Source organism: Anaerocolumna aminovalerica, assembly GCF_900115365.1.
Lineage (GTDB): Bacteria > Bacillota > Clostridia > Lachnospirales > Lachnospiraceae > Anaerocolumna > Anaerocolumna aminovalerica.
In genome coordinates this window covers 1-15860 of the sequence record NZ_FOWD01000059.1, presented here as the reverse complement: position 1 = coordinate 15860, position 15860 = coordinate 1, and the positions used below count along the sequence as shown (strand labels likewise).

General features: G+C 34.2%; 9 protein-coding genes. 6 read left to right on the top strand and 3 right to left on the bottom strand.

All coding sequences use genetic code 11. The features are described 5' to 3' along the window. Positions 1–399: 399 nt before the first annotated feature. Positions 400–1134 (bottom strand): hypothetical protein, encoded by a 735-nt coding sequence (locus tag BM183_RS19490; protein ID WP_091689128.1) that lies wholly within the window; start codon positions 1132–1134, stop codon positions 400–402. A 147-nt stretch (positions 1135–1281) separates the two neighbouring features. Between BM183_RS19490 and BM183_RS19485 the strand changes: the two genes are divergently transcribed. The 6 genes from BM183_RS19485 to BM183_RS19460 all read left to right on the top strand — a co-directional run bounded on the left by BM183_RS19485 (position 1282) and on the right by BM183_RS19460 (position 12824). Then, positions 1282–1527 (top strand): hypothetical protein, encoded by a 246-nt coding sequence (locus tag BM183_RS19485; protein ID WP_091689126.1) that lies wholly within the window; start codon positions 1282–1284, stop codon positions 1525–1527. A gap of 663 nt (positions 1528–2190) precedes the next feature. Then, a complete protein-coding gene (gene clpB / locus BM183_RS19475) occupies positions 2191–4773 on the top strand; it encodes an ATP-dependent chaperone ClpB (RefSeq protein WP_091689123.1) in 2583 nt (860 codons plus the stop codon). Between the two features lie 410 nt (positions 4774–5183). Beyond that, entirely contained in the window at positions 5184–6152 is a 969-nt protein-coding gene (locus BM183_RS19470; protein WP_091689121.1) for a DHH family phosphoesterase, read from the top strand. Positions 6153–6422: 270 nt separating this feature from the next. Then, entirely contained in the window at positions 6423–6554 is a 132-nt protein-coding gene (locus tag BM183_RS21325; protein WP_276326338.1) for a hypothetical protein, read from the top strand. After that, the gene (locus BM183_RS19465) at positions 6535–8127 is read left to right on the top strand and encodes a DEAD/DEAH box helicase (RefSeq protein WP_091689119.1); all 1593 of its coding nucleotides are present in this window, start codon (positions 6535–6537) and stop codon (positions 8125–8127) included. The genes BM183_RS21325 and BM183_RS19465 overlap by 20 nt, the downstream gene beginning before the upstream one ends. Before the next feature lie 977 nt (positions 8128–9104). Next, positions 9105–12824, top strand: a complete 3720-nt coding sequence (locus BM183_RS19460; RefSeq protein WP_091689117.1) for a family 10 glycosylhydrolase — start codon at positions 9105–9107, stop codon at positions 12822–12824. Between the two features lie 160 nt (positions 12825–12984). Here the strand turns inward: BM183_RS19460 and BM183_RS19455 are convergent, their stop codons facing one another. Next, complete coding sequence (locus BM183_RS19455) at positions 12985–13530, bottom strand: NADH peroxidase (protein ID WP_091689115.1); 546 nt, start codon at positions 13528–13530, stop codon at positions 12985–12987. 288 nt (positions 13531–13818) lie between these two features. Continuing rightward, the gene (locus tag BM183_RS19450) at positions 13819–14214 is read right to left on the bottom strand and encodes a Fur family transcriptional regulator (RefSeq protein WP_091689113.1); all 396 of its coding nucleotides are present in this window, start codon (positions 14212–14214) and stop codon (positions 13819–13821) included. Positions 14215–15860 lie beyond the last annotated feature (1646 nt).

Sequence of the window (15860 nt, the reverse complement as noted above, 5' to 3'; positions counted from 1 at the left end):
GTACGTAAAATAATAACTTTAATAGAATCATCAAAAGACTGGATTTACATATATAATGATTTAATTTACGAAATTCAAAAATGTCGTTCACAAATCCGCCGTAACCGGAAATATGAACGACAAATGACACGTAACAGAAGAAAATATCACAAAAACTCAAAACCAACTTTATAAGTATATTTAAGTGAATATTTGCAAAAAGCCTATTCTGTTAGGTTTATTTATTATACTCTTTTTTAAAAAAAATGAAAATATAAAATATAAATAATATAATATTTTTCTTGTAGAAATTTGCTATCATCTAAAGTTGACGACATTGACCGAACGGTACGCACGGTGGTGTGAGAGGTCGGGAAATTTAATTAAATTTCCCTCCTACTCGATTTAAATTCTCAAAAATTAATTTTTACTTTCACTATAAAACCAATGAACACCTGTAGGCTTGAAAACACCAACTACTTTAGGATTCCCAACAGCTACTCCCAAAACATAATATTGTTCATGAAATGCGTAACAGTCTTTTAATGGAGATGCTTTAAGAGTCCCAGTTGTATAAGCAGGTACTGATACCTGAGTTCCATACTGTGTCGTTGCTGATTCTGTATATGTATAACCAAGCTTAACACCTGAACTTATTTCATAAACTTCTTCTAATTTAGCTTTTGAACCAATAGAATTTTCATAACTAAATGTAGTTGTTGCCGTATAAGATTGAGATACAGAAAAATTTTTAGATGAACTGGTATTATTGGTGTATTTTGCTATAATCTCTTTTGGATAATCAATATACGATGGGCCATGACCTTCAAGAGTATACAGGTATCCATTATATAATAGTGAAGCTGGATATATGGAAGGAGTATTTGAGATACCAAGGTCATCTTTTATACTTCCATCAGCATTTAAAGCTCCCTTGTCATTGAGTATTTTCATGACTTCATTTTTATATTCTGGATGTTGGTTCATAAATTTAATAACTGATTCTTTTCGTGAAAGGTTCGCATCATCAGTTTCTTTCTCAATTTGAATTATAGAATCTGAATTATAATTTTCAGCAGCAAACGCTTCCGTACCCGAAAATACAAACGTTAAAGCTAAAAAAAATACTAAAAATAAACTTTTAAATTTTTTCATTTCTTTATCCCCTTTCGTGTATAAATATGTTATAATATAGTAATGTATTGAAATACAACCATATTATAACATATTTATAAATTTTTGAAAATACAATTATTGTAACTTATGGTAAAAAACTCTAAATAATAGAACAAGGAGCTAAAAATGCATTTTAAGAAAATTTTGTTGGGAAGTATATTTTTAATTTCAAGTGGTATTATGTATGAGATTGACAAAGCGTTGAACTATTATAAATGGTCTTCTTATATAATAGCTATTAATGGAAATGGAGGTTTTAATTCTGAACCAGATAGAATTTCTTTTTTTGATAACAAAATTGCTTTATTATTTTTTATTATAGGGATTCTCTTTTATATTAATGCTATTTTATCTTTTTATAAAAAAAATTAATAATTTTTTTATATGTCAATGGAGAAAGCGATAAGTGAAATGAAGGTTACAGTTCAGCCTTCCGGCTGGACCCCACCACTAATACACCGGCTAAAAAATGGCCGGTGTGTTCTGAAAAACCTTGCAGATTCAAATACCTGAATATTTTTACTTTTACATGTTTCTACTATACTCCTAATCGTACAATAAATTTCATTACCGTTAGACTTTCGGAATCCTCCGGTGATTTTCTGGCGTTTATACATTTTCTTAAGTCCCTCTCGCTCATTTCATTAAGTAGTAAGGTCTACACGATCAGAAAGTTCTTTTGCATAATCTTTCATTCTTCAAATTTACTTACAATATCAAGAAACTCTTAATTAAAATAAATCATAATTAAGAATGTTTTCTGCTTCTTCTAATGTAAGACCTGCTTCTAAAAGCTCATCTACTGTATTTGACTGAAGTTGCTTAATGAAGTCTAATTAATTTACAACAATAGTATTTTCCGTAAAATTCTCTTTAACATATTCAATTATCTCATTAGGATGAACTTTAATACTGGCCGCAAGCTTTAATGTTTTTTAGATCATTTCCAAAGAAAAACAAATATTCGGTATTGAATTATGATATTATATGTGTTATATTACTTATAGAACAAGTATACGAGAGGTTGGTGATTAGATGAATATTAACAAATTTACCCAAAAGTCTATGGAAGTAGTGCAGCAATGCGAAAAAATCGCAATGGATTACGGACATCAGGAGATTGATCAGGAGCATTTGCTCTATAGCCTGATTACAGTAGAAGATAGTTTAATTTTGAAACTTCTTAAAAAGATGGACATTACAACAGAAGTTTTTCAGGCACAGGTAGAAGGTAAACTAAAAAAACGTCCTAAAGTATCCGGTGGACAGGTGTACATTAGCAGCGATTTGAATAAAGTGTTGATTTATGCAGAAGATGAAGCAAGACATATGGGTGATGAGTATGTTTCTGTGGAACATCTATTCTTAAGCATGCTAAAACAACCTAATAAAGATGTGAAGGAGCTGTTCCGGGACTTTAGAATTACCAGAGACAGCTTCTTACAAGTACTGCAAACCGTTAGAGGCAATCAGAAAGTAACCAGTGATAATCCGGAAGCTACTTACGATACCCTTGAGAAATATGGCTCTGATCTGGTGGATCGGGCAAAACAGCAAAAATTAGACCCGGTAATAGGCAGAGATTCTGAAATCCGTAATGTTATACGGATTCTATCCAGAAAAACCAAGAATAATCCGGTACTTATTGGTGAGCCCGGAGTTGGTAAAACAGCCGTAGTAGAAGGACTTGCCCAGAGAATTGTAAGAGGGGATGTGCCGGAAGGCTTAAAGGATAAGAAGATATTTGCCTTGGATATGGGTGCTTTAGTGGCCGGTGCAAAATACCGGGGTGAATTTGAAGAAAGACTGAAAGCAGTACTGGAAGAAGTAAAGAAAAGTGAAGGTCAGATAATCCTGTTTATTGATGAATTGCATACCATTGTAGGTGCCGGTAAAACAGAAGGTGCCATGGATGCAGGAAATATGTTAAAACCAATGCTAGCAAGAGGAGAACTTCACTGTATCGGTGCCACAACTTTGAATGAATATAGAATGTATATCGAAAAAGATGCCGCATTGGAGAGGCGTTTTCAACCGGTTATGGTAGATGAACCTACCGTAGAAGATACTATTTCCATATTAAGAGGATTAAAAGACCGGTATGAAGTATTCCATGGTGTAAAGATAACGGACAGCGCATTAGTATCAGCAGCTACTTTATCAAATAGGTATATATCCGACCGTTTCCTGCCGGATAAAGCAATTGACTTAGTGGATGAAGCCTGTGCATTAATTAAAACAGAGCTGGACTCCATGCCCACCGAATTGGATGATGTACAAAGACGTATTATGCAGATGGAAATTGAAGAAGCTGCATTAAAAAAAGAAACGGATAATTTAAGTCGTGAAAGATTGGAAAATCTGCAAAAAGAATTAGCAGAACTAAGGGAAAGCTTTGCATTATCAAAATCCCAGTGGGATGCGGAAAAGTCCGCAGTTGAAAAGGTATCAAAATTAAGAGAAGAAATAGAAACCCTGAATAACGAAATTCAGATAGCAGAACGTAACTATGATCTGAATAAGGCAGCAGAATTAAAGTATGGAAGATTACCTGCACTTGCTAAACAACTGGAAGAGGAAGAGGAAAAAGTTAAGGCTGAAGGTCATTCATTGGTTCATGAGAATGTAGGAGATGAAGAGATCGCTAGGATCGTATCCAGATGGACCGGTATTCCCATAACTAAATTAACAGAAAGTGAAAGAAATAAAACCTTACATTTGGATGAAGAATTGCAGAAACGTGTTATTGGACAGGAAGATGGTGTCCAAAGGGTAACCGATGCTATTCTTAGGTCGAAAGCCGGTATCAAAGACCCTACCAAACCAATTGGTTCTTTCTTATTCCTTGGACCTACGGGAGTGGGTAAGACAGAACTTGCAAAAGCCTTGGCAGCATCCCTTTTTGATAACGAACAGAATATAGTTCGTATTGATATGAGTGAGTATATGGAGAAATACTCCGTTTCCAGATTGATTGGAGCGCCTCCCGGATATGTGGGCTATGAAGAGGGGGGACAATTAACGGAAGCAGTTAGAAGAAAGCCATATTCTGTTGTCCTTTTTGACGAGATTGAGAAAGCACATCCGGACGTATTCAATGTTCTGCTTCAAGTTTTAGATGATGGCAGAATAACCGATTCCCAAGGAAGAACCGTTGATTTTAAGAATACTATATTGATTATGACCTCTAACATTGGTTCTGTCTACTTACTGGATGGTATAGGCGAAGATGGAAATATATCCGGGGAATGTGAACAGATGGTTATGAATGAACTTAGAGGACATTTCAGACCGGAGTTCTTAAACCGACTGGATGAAATTATTATGTTCAAACCCTTGTCAAAAGATAATATCAGTGCCATCATTAATCTATTGATTCAGGACTTAAATACACGTCTAATGAATCAAGAGATAACCATAGAATTAACAGAAGCTGCTAAGGAGTTTATTGCAGAGCAAGCCTATGACCCTGTATATGGAGCAAGACCTCTGAAGAGGTATTTACAAAAAAATGTAGAAACACTAAGTGCAAGATTAATATTAAGTGATCAATTAAAACCAGAAGATACCATACTCATTGATGTGGAAAATTATAAATTAATTGCACGGGTAAAATAACAGATAGATTGGAAGGCGGATCCTAAACCAGTCTGATTAGATGCAAAACATAAATTTTAAAAGCAAATTCAGCATTATGGATTTTAAGAAAACTCATTTATAAGGAAGAATTTCATTGACGAAATTAAGAAACTTGTTTGTGAACCTGAGATAATCCAACTTAGAATTCATTTATGCTGAATTTGTGCCTTAAGAATAGAATATCTTGTGAAAGCCTTTTATAAAGATCTGTTTTTAAGGCTTAAAATAGAAATGAAATATTTTGGGAATAATCATTATAGTAAATGGTGATTACGGAGTATACTATACTTTATTATAGGAAGATAGTGAGTGCAAGTTATGGTTTGCATTCTGGTTGTACTTGTTCTATAATAATTTTAACTTATATTGGAATTAAGGGGAATATCCAAATGACTAAATTAGAAGAATTATTGAAGGTGATAAAGAAAAACAAGGTATATATACAGACCCATAATTATCCTGATCAGGATGCAATAGCATCTGCTTTTGGGCTTAAAATATTACTGAGGAATAAAGGTGTAGATGCAACTATTTGCTATAATGGACAAATCGATAAAGACAATACCTTAGAAATGATAGAACAGCTTGGCATTGAATTGTTCATGGTGGATGAAGTAAAGATGAAGCCGGATGATGAGATTATTCTGGTGGATGGGCAAAAAGGAAATTCTAATATGGAGGATTTTGCAGGAAAAGAAATTGCCTGTATAGACCACCATCCGAAGCAGGAAGTAGATAGTTATTTGTTTTATGATATCCGTAGTGATGTGGGAGCTTGTTCTTCCATTATAGCCGGTTATTTTTTTGAGAATAATATGGAAATGACGGTGGATACCGCTACTGCCCTGGCATATGGAATAAAAATGGATACGGCAGCCTTATCAAGAGGGGTATCAGAACTGGATATTGATATGTTTTATTATGTATATAAAAGAGCAGATGCTGAAAAACTCCGTAGTTTTGAAAAATGCAGTTTACGAAAAGCAGACTTAGAGGCCTATAAGAAAGCAATATCCACTTTAAAAATTCAAGGAAGATTGGGTATTGCCAATATCGGAGCGGATTGTTCGGAAGCTATTATAGGCAGTATTTCTGATTTTTTGTTATCCCTGGCAGAAGTAGACTTTACTTTGGTTTACAGCCATAGAGTAGGCGGATTAAAGTTCTCTGTACGAAGTGAATCAAAATCAGTAGATGCGGGTAAAGTAATTAAAGAGGCACTAAAAGGATATGGAGACGGTGGAGGCCATGGAGCTATGGCAGCAGGATTTATACCTAATGTAAATACGGAAAAAGAAGTAGCTGAAATGGCAAGGCTGGTAGAAGAAAGGGTTACCAGGCTGGTAACCGCAATTTGACTAAAATAATGCAATTAACAAGAAAATTGCAAAAACTTAGCTATTTCATTTGACGAACAAAGACACTCATGTTATAATATGCTTCGGTAATAATATCTGGATTAAGCATCTAGAGCAAAGGAATAGATTAAAATATTATATAGATTGAAATATATAAGCTCTCTGTCCTATAGACCAAGAGCTTTTTTGTTTTATGAGAGATATGTTTTTTATGGGCTTTCTCTTTTGAGAAAATATCCTTTTGCAGATGCTTAGCGGGGTGAAGAAAAAATGTCGGGTTTATATTATTTAATAGACAAGGATGATCAGCTTCTTGTTTATATACAGCCGCCGCAGGATAAAATACTAAAAGGATTCTCAGGGAAAAGAAAGGAACGTAATAATGCAAACAGTAAAATTTGAAGATTTAAATATTATGGAACCAATATTAAGAGCCATTGTGGAAATGGGTTTTGAGGAGGCATCTCCAATTCAGGCAAATGCAATTCCTGTTATATTATCAGGTAAAGATATTGTAGGTCAGGCGCAAACAGGAACAGGAAAGACAGCAGCTTTTGGAATTCCTCTGCTGCAGTCCATTGATCCAAAAGATAAGCGTTTACAAGCAGTTGTTTTATGCCCTACCAGAGAGCTGGCAATTCAGGTAGCAGATGAAATCAGGAAATTGGCTACATTTCTTCATGGAATTAAGGTTTTGCCAATCTATGGAGGACAGGAAATATCAAAACAAATCCGCTCTTTAAAGGCAGGAACCCAGATCGTTATCGGAACACCCGGACGTGTCATGGACCATATGAGAAGAAAGACCGTAAAATTCGATCATGTAAAAATGATAGTATTAGATGAAGCGGATGAAATGTTAAACATGGGATTTCGTGAAGATATAGAAACTATCTTAAAGGATGTTCCGGAAGAAAGACAAACGGTATTATTTTCAGCAACTATGCCAAAGCCTATTATGGATATTGCCAAAACCTATCAGAAAAATGCTGAAATAATTAAAGTGGTTAAAAAAGAATTAACAGTACCTAAGATTGAGCAATATTATTATGAAGTAAAACCAAAAAATAAAGAAGAAGTTCTATGCAGACTTCTTGATATGTATGATCCAAAGCTGTCCTTAATATTCTGTAACACCAAGAGACAGGTAGATGAACTGGTTTCTGTGTTGCAAGGAAGAGGGTATTTTGCAGAAGGCCTTCATGGAGATTTAAAGCAGCAGCAGCGTGACCGTGTTATGAACAGCTTCCGAAATGGAAAGACCGATATTTTGATTGCCACAGATGTAGCAGCTAGAGGAATTGATGTTGACGATGTAGAAGCAGTATTTAATTATGATGTTCCTCAAGATGATGAATATTATGTACACCGTATCGGAAGAACCGGAAGAGCAGGAAGAACCGGAAGAGCATTTACCTTAGTAGTAGGTAAAGAAGTATACAAATTAAAAGACATTCAAAGATATTGCAAAACAAAGATTATGGTTCAGCCAATTCCTTCTATTAACGATGTTACCGCAGTGAAAGCAGAGAAAATATTGGATAAGATTGAAACCATAATAGAAAATGAAGATTTAAGTAAAATGATTGATTTAATTGAAGCCCGTGTCAATGCAGAAGATTATACCAGTCTTGATGTGGCAGCAGCTTTCTTAAAATTGGCTATGGGTGATGACAACGATCAGGCAGAAGATATGCATGCCTATGAAGATTTCGGTGATACCGGTGCAGAAGCAGGAATGGTTCGTCTATTCATTAATATTGGCAAGAAGCAAAATACCAGACCTGGCGATATATTAGGAGCCATTGCAGGTGAAACCGGAATGCCAGGAAAATTAATCGGCAGCATTGACATGTACGATAAATATACTTTTGTTGAAGTACCTAGGGAATATGCATCTGAAGTAATACAAGTTATGAAAGAAGCTAAAATCAAAGGTAAGAGTATTAATATCGAACCGGCAAACCGTAAATAATACTATCTCTTATTAAAATTATGTTAAAGGCTCTTGAAAAAGGCCATAAATTCAAGGATGTGATACGCTTTGATTTTCTGGAAGATTTTTTAGAGGTTTTATAATCGAGATAAGTAAAGATAAAAATTAAAATTTTTCAAATGAACTTTTTATTAATGGCTACATTCATTTTTATTTAAAAAACAGAACTCTACAAATACCCATAAACATCTGTCAATAATGTATTTTGATAGATATATGGGAATATGTAGAGTTTTTTTAATGGGCTACTACAGGTTTTTCAATGTTGAAAACATAGTGGCATTGTGAATAATAAAAAAAGTTTTTTTCAAAATCTTTTATATAATTTTTATGTATTATTGACACTTATCGTTGCATATGCTATTATTATAAGTGTTTTAGAATAAAAAAATTCTAAAATGAATTGTGGATGTTGTACATAATAGTGATTTGAACATTTGAAAATTAAATATTTGTAGAAAATTTTTTTCATAAAAAATAGCCCATTTAACTTTTTGAGATCCTTAGTTGCCGCTAAAAGAAATCATGGAAAATGAGCTATTATATTTATTCTATCTCAAAATTCCACAATATTCAATAAATTTATACATTTTCTATTGTTATAATTTGGCCAAAGGCTGAACTATAACCATATCTACAAATAAGTTAAAATCATTTCTTTAATTATAAAAGAGTGAAAGCTATTTTTTTTGATAAAAATCCCATACAACAAGTCAAAGCGGATATTCCACTTGCCTACAGACAAGTTTATCCGCTTACGCTACTTGCTCATAACCTCATTCCACTACGTGGCAGTTCAGCAAGAATTTGAACTCCCGCTGGAACAGGCAGGTCCTTACCCCTGTTTACAGAAGGGGAGGATTTCCTGATGAGGTTAAATAATTTCAACTATTTTATGTGCGGTATCCTCAAATATTACTACACCCAATGTGTGTAACCAGAAAGGATGAACGTGTATGAAAAACAGGAAAAAACTTATTTCATTAGTGCTGTGCCTCTCTATGATAATAGGCTTAGTTTCCCCTGGACTTAGTATTACTTCTTCTGCAGCAAGAGTATATTCAATTCCGGGCCTCGAAATCGAAACAGCATTCGATCCTAACTTTGCCAGTGAAGGGCAAAGAAGAACCATCGACTTTGTAAATCCGGATTTTGAAAATGGAAGTCCGGCTTTTCCCGGAAAGGCAATTTCTTTATTTACACCGGGACACAGAGCTTTTGTAAGCGAAGGTTCCATTAAAACCAATACAGCCATTGTTGTAGATGCAAATATGACTGTAATCCAAGTGATTAATAGAGCACCAAAGCCGGGAGACAAACCTTCCTTTACAGAGTCAACAGATGTAGTTGCACCAGAAGGCGGATTTGTTCTATTGGCATGTGACAGCAGTTATGCCAATGACGGATATAAGAAGTTTATTGCGGAGAACTTTAAAGTAGGTGACGCAGTTAAGCTGAGATTAGATGGAACAAGTGTTACATTAAAACAGGTTCTTGCTCTGTCCGGTGATGATGAAGCTCCAAAAGCACAACTTACACTTAATTATACGGACATGTATACTACAACCGATGCATCAGCATTAGTTTCCGGTGCTGTTACTAACCGTAACAGTGGGCTGACATATCAAATTAATATCAAACTATTGGATGCAGAAAACAACCTGATTGGTGCCGATTCCGGTAATGTGGCTGTAACAGAACCTGGAATCGTATCCGGTCCTTCTATTGTGTCCGGTTCTGCTATTTCAGGTATGATTATAGATATTAATGAAGATGGAACATTCTCACAGGAGGTTTCACTAGAAACAGGTGTAAATTACATTGATGTAGCAATTATTGAAAATGGAGTATTATTGGAGAAAACCACAAAAAGCATGATAGTATTCCAAAAAGATCAAATAACATTAGACGAAGATAAACAAGTAGTTATGTGGATTGATCAATTTGCAAATGCTAAGAATCTAAATACCGTTGAGAAAATTGAAAAAATGGTAGCTACAGCTAAGAATGCCGGTGTTACTGCATTTGCATTTGACGTAAAGGGGCCGGAAGGTTATGCGTCTTATAAGAAAGCTACTTTAACCAATGTTCCATATCTGACAGAAACAACAAACCCTTCAAAAAGTGTGGAAATGGAAATCGACTTTTTAGAAGAAATGATAAAGGCCTCCCATGCAGTTGGTATCAAATTATATGCAAGTTATAACTTCTTTACGGAAGGTAACTTAGCAACCGGGGATTCAGCAATTGATATATATGAAAAAAATCGTGATTGGGCAGAAGTATTTCAGGCACCGGAAGACAAAGGTGAGCTTAAGAGTGTACTTGATTCCGACAGAAAAGGTACTTTAATCTTTGTAAATCCTGCTAATGAGGGAGTACGCCAGTTCCAGCTTGATAGAGTGGAAGAAGTTCTCCAAAATTACGATGTAGATGGCGTTGTTATGGACCGATGCAGGTATGATAACCAATATGCAGATTTTAGTGATATAACTAAAACAAAATTTGAAGCATATTTGGCTGGGCAGGGCAAGACTTTGGAAAATTGGCCTGCAGATGCTTATAAAATAAATGCAGACGGTACTATGACAACAGGAAGATTATACAATGAATGGCTGACATTTAGAAGTCAAATCATCGGTGACTTTGCAGCGGATTTAAAAACCCTGGTAGATGAATATGAGATCATAAAGGGTAAAGACCTTCTATTATCTGCATATGTAGGTTCCTGGTATGAAGTATATTATCAGAACGGTGTTAACTGGGCAGATGAAAGTTTTATATATAATGAAAGATTGAATTTCCCAACTCCTGATTTATACACACCGGAATATAGAAGCACAAGCTATTTGGATTCCATAGAGTTTTTAATGATTGGCTGCTACTATGATACGGAAGCGGAGATAGCAAAATACACAACTTTAGGTAATATTTTAACGAATGGAAAGGTTCCTTTAATCGGTTCTATTGATTTAACCAGCCTGAAAACTCCTGAACTACAACGTATTGGATTCCAGGCAGCTTTTGATAACAGTGATGGAGCCATGATATTCGATCTTTGTTATGTAAACTGGTATATGATAGAATGTGCAATTAAAGATAGGGTATATGAGAATCCATTTACAATTGGTACCTACAATCCAGCTGCCCAAGTTCCTTTAACAATTACAGACATCAATACCTCCCGTGCGGAAGACACTATTGTTTTATACAACAGTGAATATGGAGACGCTACCGGAACGAACCAGTGGGGTGTTGAAGTTATTGTGGATACAAATGGCGTGGTAACTAATGTAGTGAACAAACAACAAGCCATTGATTGGGTATGGGGCGATAATACAGAATTAAATAATAGTATTATTCCGGAAGGCGGCTTTGTAATATCTGCTGCAGATAAGTCAGGATCCAGAACATTAAGACAGCTCCTTGCAAACAGCTATAGTGCAGGCGACAAAACAACAGCTGCTTACATAACTGATTATTTACAGTATAATACCAATGTATATAATAAAGAGAATGAAGTGCTATCCTTTAGTGTAAAGGCATGGGGAATCTCAGATTCTGTAGAGGTATTGGTAAATGGAAAAGCTGCAACTTTAAAGGATACTGTTTCCGGAACTTATGAGATTCCTGTAAAGTTGGCAAATGGCAGCAATTTATTTAAAGTAGAAGTTTATGTAGATGGTTTAAAAACCGTTGAAAAAGAGATTACTATGACTGGGGTTAATGTGACACCTTCTCCCGTTGATCCTACACCAACCCCAACCCCGAATCCTACACCGGACCCAACACCGACACCAAAACCGGAAGAAGAAACTGTTACAACTATGGAAATAAAAGATAAAAATGGTGTTACCATAGTTGCTAATATCAAAACCGGTAAAGACGGGGCTGTTGAAAGTGCTGTTGCATCTTTAAATATTAGCAAAGGTAATAAGGTTACAACTTCTAAAGATAAAAAAACCTCCTACATAACCATTGAAATTCCTACAGAGGGATTACTGTCCGTTGTAAATAAACTGGGAGAAATATCAAAAGAAACAGTATTAGAAGTTGAAGTTACTTTACCGGAAAAGGATATTATAAAGCAACTAAATAATTCTCCTAAAGGAGAATCCCTGCAAACAACCATTGTGATTCCCTCTAAACTAAGTAATCATGACAATATTCAATTTACAAGTATCATAGTTCCTGAATCAGTGATAGAAGCTGCAAAATTAAAGAACAAAGACCTGATAATCAAAGTGCAGGACGAAAAAGGCAAAGCATATAAATGGACCTTTGATTCAAAAGATTTGCAAAATAGTAAAGCAACGGGAGATATTAATCTTGCTTTAGAAGTATACAGAACTGAGGATAAAGAGGATATACAAAAACTAATTGACAAAGATACAAAGAACAAATCAGGAAAAGTAATAAGCTTTTTTAATGCAGGTGAATTTCCGGCGAAGGCAAAAGTAAAATTACATATAGGAAATGAATCTAAAACAAAAGCTAAAAGAGTATTTCTATACAGATATAATAAAAAGACAAACAAATTAGAAGAATTAAAACAAAGTAATTATAAAGTAGATAGAAAAGGCTATCTTACTTTAGAGTTGACAAATGCCTCTGATTATGTGGTATTGGAACAAAAACCAGTTGATAAGATAGTAAACAAACTTAAAACGAAGTAAACTTATAATTAATAAAGGGAAAAGGCAACGATTTTGGGGAAATCGTTGCCTTTCATTAAGGTTGCTAAAAAATATGGGATAGTTTTGTATATATAATAGGAGTTTATATACACAGAGGAAGTTTTTATTGTCTATATAAATAAGATAATAAGCTAATTAATTATTTACCGAAATAACGGTCTAATAAGCCCTTGAATGCTTTACCGTGTCTAGCTTCGTCTCTTGCCATTTCATGAACTGTATCATGGATAGCGTCAAGGTTAGCTTCTTTTGCACGTTTTGCAAGGTCAAACTTACCAGCAGTAGCACCATTTTCAGCAGCTACTCTTAATTCAAGGTTTTTCTTTGTACTGTCAGTAAGTACTTCGCCTAATAACTCAGCGAATCTGGATGCATGATCTGCTTCTTCATAAGCAGCCTGTTGGTAATATAAACCAATTTCAGGATAGCCTTCTCTGAATGCTACTCTGGACATTGCTAAGTACATACCAACTTCTGAACATTCTCCTTCGAAGTTAGCTCTTAAATCCATCATGATATCTTCACTGGAACCTTGTGCAACACCAAGAACGTGTTCTGCAGCCCAAGTCATATCTTCAGATTGTTCTGTGAACTTGGAACCAGGTGCTTTACAGATTGGACAAAATTCTGGAGCTGCATCTCCTTCATGAACATAACCACATACTTGACATACAAATTTCTTCATAATGTTATTCTCCTTTTAGTTAAAAATTTTTTATTATTGTTTTTATTTTATATGAAATTCAATAATTGCTATACATTACTTTTCAGTTAACAAGTAATTAATAATAGTAATTATTACTGATATTATAATACAATAGGTTTATGACTTTGTCAACAGTTATTTTATAATTTTTTAAAAATCTTTTTCTTTGGTATTTTGGTGGTTTTATCTTGAGCTATTTTAAGAAAGTATCGGGGGTGTTATAACTATCCTCTTACTGACATATTACTATGCCAGTAAAAAAGATACTTATGATAATGTTTTGCAATCAGGGCAGTAACCATAAAAGATAGTGGAATGTCCAAGGACTTCTCCATCAAAGCCTGCATTGGCAATCAGGTTTATATGATTAAGAGAATCTATTTTCATATCAAGGTCATAAACTTTAGAACACCTTTTACAAACGAAGTGATAGTGAGGATCGGCATTGCCGTCAAACCTGTCACAACCGTCGCCGCATGAAAATTTTATGATTTCGCCTTGTTCAACTAATAAGTTCAAATTACGGTATACGGTACCTAAACTAATGTTAGGATAGGTTTCCCTGATATTCATATAAATGGTGTCAGCAGTAGGATGCTCTTTGGTCTGGGCCAAATAATTCATAATTGCTTCCCGCTGACGGCTGTACTTTAGAGTTTTCATAAATCACCTCCAATAATAGTAACTGTTACTAACTTATCATGTCTTTCCGGTAATGTCAAGGAGTATTAGTGATAAAATTTATTGTTATAGGTAATATTATAAAATTTGTTGCAGTAGGACGCTGTAGGACGCTTTGCTCTGTAGTTTGTTGAGAACTCAGTAAGTGCTAATTAGGTCTTCGTAATGACTCAATTTAAGTTTTGTAAGATAACGTGGTATATATGATTAATTTTGCTACCTTACCCTCGTGCGGCATGTCCTGTGGACATACCTACTCGGCCGGATTACGCAAAATTAATCATATATACCACGTTATCCTAATTTATTTTATTGAGAGTCATTTTACGAAGACCAATTAACACTTTCAGAGTTCAACTTACGTAATGAGGCAAAGCTGTTTATGAAATAATTTTTTACTTTTTAAACAAGTTTTAATATAGATTGTTTCTATTTAAAAAAATAACTCATTATTTGAGAACTGCATGGAGTTCCCGATCCATGCAGTTCGTTGAGCTTCGGCGTGATTCGGTTAAGAATACCATGATGATAGCTATTGATTCTTCCATTAAATATTACACATAGGATGTTCATTCACCTCATACTAACTGCTTAATACCCTAAAAAATTAATATTTTTTACATAAGTATCAAATATTATTAAAAAGCCTTTTATCGAAACCTCTAAAGTTCTATTTATATATTGAGGTAAAGTTATGTAATCAAAATTTCTTTTAATTTATTACCTTAGTAAATGATAATAATTCATTTAAGTATGACCATTATCTATAACAATTAAGTGTGCACATTTTATTTATAGGCTAAGCTACATATTCAAATAAATTCGGTAATAGCAGCTTTGCTTCACAACATAAATTGAACATTGGAGGTTTCGAAAAGGCTTTTAATTCTTTTTGAATAGATATTTAATACTTATGTAGATAGATATAGAATTTTTAAAGGTATTAAAACAGATAATATGATATGAGAACCTATTTGTTTTATTTATATGGAAAGACTAATAGTTATTGTCTGACAGAGAATCTTAAGTATAATTAATATATATTTAAACCTGATTGGTGAAAATTAAAATTATTTCATAAACAGCTTTGCTTCACAACATAAATTAAACTCAAAAAGTACTCATTGAGCTTTCGTAATGACTCTCATAACTAAATTAGGATAACAGGGTGTGTATTATAAATTTTGCGTAATCCGGCCGACAGGGTAAGGTAGCAAAATTTATAATACACACCCTGTTATCCTTGAACATATAAATTGAGTCATTATGAAAGCTTTAATGACACTTTCTGAGTTCAACAAACTAGAGCAAAGCGTCCTACCAATGTCGTCAACTTAAGGACACTACCGTCATATTGTATATTTATTTATAGGTGTTTTGGTTAAAATGCGAATTGACAAACAAATGTTCCCTTCAAAATTTTATTAGATACATTTTATCTATTAAATTTTGGAGGGATTTTTATGTCTATTCGTAATAACTTAAAGGATTTTTTTCAAGAAATGAATACTCTTCTTACTTCTAGTGAGTTTATTGAACAACACAGAGTAAACAACTCAGCATTTTCAAGAACGAGGAAGTTAGCTTTTACAGATATTATTCACTTTCTTTTAACACTTCCTCAAAAA

Bases quoted from the DNA above. Each gene is read 5' to 3' on its own strand.
- BM183_RS19490 (WP_091689128.1), bottom strand. From the start codon at position 1,134: ATGAAAAAATTTAAAAGTTTATTTTTAGTATTTTTTTTAGCTTTAACG.
- BM183_RS19485 (WP_091689126.1), top strand. From the start codon at position 1,282: ATGCATTTTAAGAAAATTTTGTTGGGAAGTATATTTTTAATTTCAAGT.
- clpB (WP_091689123.1), top strand. From the start codon at position 2,191: ATGAATATTAACAAATTTACCCAAAAGTCTATGGAAGTAGTGCAGCAA.
- BM183_RS19470 (WP_091689121.1), top strand. From the start codon at position 5,184: ATGACTAAATTAGAAGAATTATTGAAGGTGATAAAGAAAAACAAGGTA.
- BM183_RS21325 (WP_276326338.1), top strand. From the start codon at position 6,423: ATGTCGGGTTTATATTATTTAATAGACAAGGATGATCAGCTTCTTGTT.
- BM183_RS19465 (WP_091689119.1), top strand. From the start codon at position 6,535: ATGCAAACAGTAAAATTTGAAGATTTAAATATTATGGAACCAATATTA.
- BM183_RS19460 (WP_091689117.1), top strand. From the start codon at position 9,105: ATGAAAAACAGGAAAAAACTTATTTCATTAGTGCTGTGCCTCTCTATG.
- BM183_RS19455 (WP_091689115.1), bottom strand. From the start codon at position 13,530: ATGAAGAAATTTGTATGTCAAGTATGTGGTTATGTTCATGAAGGAGAT.
- BM183_RS19450 (WP_091689113.1), bottom strand. From the start codon at position 14,214: ATGAAAACTCTAAAGTACAGCCGTCAGCGGGAAGCAATTATGAATTAT.